The 2,653-nt window shown below is 71.3% G+C and carries 3 protein-coding genes and 2 tRNA genes; 4 read left to right on the plus strand and 1 reads right to left on the minus strand.

Annotation, left to right across the window (positions count from 1 at the left end; genetic code table 11):
• Positions 1-772: hypothetical protein (locus AACZ35_RS13825; RefSeq protein WP_339830273.1), on the minus strand; the 772-nt coding region annotated here is incomplete at its 3' end.
• A 94-nt stretch (positions 773-866) separates the two neighbouring features.
• On the opposite strand from AACZ35_RS13825, the gene rnd reads away from it, so the two are divergent.
• The 4 genes from rnd to AACZ35_RS13845 form a co-directional block, all read left to right on the plus strand.
• Positions 867-1,955 carry a ribonuclease D gene (rnd, locus tag AACZ35_RS13830; RefSeq protein ID WP_339830275.1) on the plus strand — a complete coding sequence of 363 codons (1,089 nt, stop codon included), beginning with the start codon at positions 867-869 and terminating at the stop codon, positions 1,953-1,955.
• Positions 1,956-1,996: 41 nt separating this feature from the next.
• Positions 1,997-2,072, plus strand: a tRNA-Ala gene (locus AACZ35_RS13835).
• A gap of 113 nt (positions 2,073-2,185) precedes the next feature.
• Positions 2,186-2,262 (plus strand) — tRNA-Arg (locus AACZ35_RS13840).
• A 41-nt stretch (positions 2,263-2,303) separates the two neighbouring features.
• Positions 2,304-2,653, plus strand: a 350-nt coding sequence (locus AACZ35_RS13845) for an aldehyde dehydrogenase family protein (protein WP_339830277.1), incomplete at its 3' end; no start/stop codon positions are given.

Here is a 2,653-nt window from a genome sequence, read left to right on the forward strand (position 1 = left end):
GGTGCCGCGCCTGCAGCCGGGCCAGGCCGTCGCTGGCGGGCAGGTAGTCGGGGTAGTTGCGCAGCGCCTCGCGATAGGCCGCCACGGCGCCCTCGCCTTCGGGCTTGAAGATGCGGTTGGCCACGGCGCGGGCCTCGGCCAGTCGCACGGCGTCCTGGGCGCGGCGCGCCGCGGCCAGGGTTTCGCGGTAAGCGGCCAGGTCCGGATGCTGGGGCTGGGCGCGCGCGGCCACGCGCTCCACCCGTTCGGCGTCGGCGAAACGGCCTTCCGACAGGGCGATGCGGCCGCGCTGCAGAAGCTCGCCAAGGATGCGTTCGACGCCGGCCAGGGCGGTGGCGTTGTCGCCTTCGGTGGCCAGCACGCCCAGCAGCAGTTCCAGCGCGCCGGGCTCGGGGGCGGGTGGCGGCTCCGCGTCGGCGCTCGCGTCGGCGTCGGCGTCGTCCTCGGCCGGGGCCTCGGGCAGCACGGTCGCCGCCTCCGGCTCGAAGGGGATTTCAACAAACAGCCGGCCCGCCTTTTCGGCGTTTTCGGCCGCGGCCAGGGCCCTGCGGATGTCCGAGGCCGGAACCGGCGTGATCTCCGGCGTCCAGGCCGGCACCGTGGCTTCTTCCGCGCGCGGGGCCAGCACGACTTCGCGTTCCAGGTCCTCGGGATCCACGGTGACCGGCGCCACCGGTCCACCGGCGGTGCTGTCGTCGGGTTCCGACGAGCAGGCCACCGCCAGCAGGGCGGCCAGCAGCCCGACCGGCAGGATTTTCGCGTACTTGCTCATGCGTGCTTGGGCGCGGGCGCCCCGGGGCCTCGGTTCGGTCTGGCGAGCCGAAGTTAGGCTAAGGTGCCGGCTCCTGGCAACCGAATGGACCCCCGTGACTTCCTGGATCGACCGCCCCGACGACCTGTCCGACCGCCTTGCCCGCTGGGCAGGCCAGCCCCTGGTGGCGCTGGACACCGAATTCATCCGCGAACGCACCTACTACCCGCAGCTGGCCCTGGTGCAGCTGGGGATCCCGGGCGAGATCCTGCTGGTGGACCCGCTGGTCCCGGGCATGGACGCGGCATTGCGGCCGCTTCTGGCGGATCCGGCGGTCACCAAGGTCATGCACAGCGCCAGCGAGGACCTGCAGGCGCTCCAGCGCGGCTGCGCGGCCCTGCCCGCGCCGTTGTTCGACACCCAGGTGGCGGCGGCCCTGTGCGGACTGGGCTCGGGCCTGGGTTACCAGAAGCTGGTGGAACAGGTCACCGGCGTGCAGCTGGCCAAGGGCGAAACCCGCTCCGACTGGCTGCGCCGGCCGCTGAGCGATTCGCAGAAGGAATACGCCGCCGACGACGTGCGCCACGTGCACGCCCTGCACGAATTCCTCGACCGCGAACTGGCCACGCGCGGCCGCCATGCCTGGCTGCAGCAGGACGCCGAGCGCGCCCTTCGCAACGCCGCCGACGACTCCGACGATCCCTTCCCGCACCTGGCCCTGCGCAGCGCCCAGACCCTGGACGCCGAAGGCCAGGCCCGCCTGGCCCGCCTGCTGCGCTGGCGCGAAGTGCAGGCGCGGCGCAGCGACAAGCCCAAGTCCTGGGTGCTCGACAACGAACTGGCCGTGCTGCTGTCGCGCCGCCCACCGCGCAGCCTGTCGGAATTCCACGCCGTGCTCGACCGCCACCCCAAGGCCCCGCGCAAGGCCCGCGGCGAACTCTGGGAAACACTGTCTGCGCCGCTGGCCGAGGGTGAACTCGACCTGCCCCTGGCCGAAGGCGACAACCTCGACAAGGCCCGCATCAAGGCCATGCAGCAGGCGGTCGCGGCCGTGGCCGCCGAACACGACATTCCCGAAGGCCTGCTGTGCTCGCGCAAGCACCTCGAGGCCCTGCTGGCCGGCCGCGGCTGGCCGGCGGCGCTTGAAGGCTGGCGCCGGACCCTGCTTGAACCGGCGCTGGGGCCGCTGCTGGCCGACGGCTAGCCTTCGCCGCCACATGCCCCTATAATTTCCCGACCTTCCGTGGGGGGGTAGCTCAGCTGGGAGAGCGCATCGTTCGCATCGATGAGGTCGTGGGTTCGATCCCCATCCTCTCCACCACGAATCCTGAAAGGGCCGGACCATGTCCGGCCCTTTCTTTTTCCCCGCCCGTTGGCCCCGGCCGTGAGACAATCTCGGGGTTAAGCCGCTGGCCCGCCCCTGGCGGGCCGCAAGGCCCCGTAGCTCAGCTGGATAGAGCATCCCCCTCCTAAGGGGAAGGTCACACGTTCGAATCGTGTCGGGGTCGCCATTCCCAAGGCCGCACCGCGGCCCCAGTACCTGGAGCAGACAATGACCCATGCAGTCCTCACCTCCCTCGGCCTGACCGGCCAGGAATCCGGCACCTACCTCGGCCACGGCGAGTGGTCGCAGACCCGCGATGCCGGCGTCATCGAACCCGTGAACCCGGGCAATGGCGAGGTGCTGGGCAAGGTCTATGCGTCGTCGCAGGCCGACTACGACAAGATCCTCGAGCGCGCCCAGGCGGCATTCAAGGTCTGGCGCACCACCCCGGCGCCGCGCCGTGGCGAAGCCATCCGCCTTTGCGCCGACGCACTGCGCACCCACAAGGACGCACTGGGTTCGCTGGTCGCGCTGGAAATGGGCAAGTCCAAGCCCGAGGGTGACGGAGAAGTCCAGGA

The sequence above is a fragment of the uncultured Arenimonas sp. genome, assembly GCF_963976025.1.
GTDB lineage: Bacteria > Pseudomonadota > Gammaproteobacteria > Xanthomonadales > Xanthomonadaceae > Arenimonas.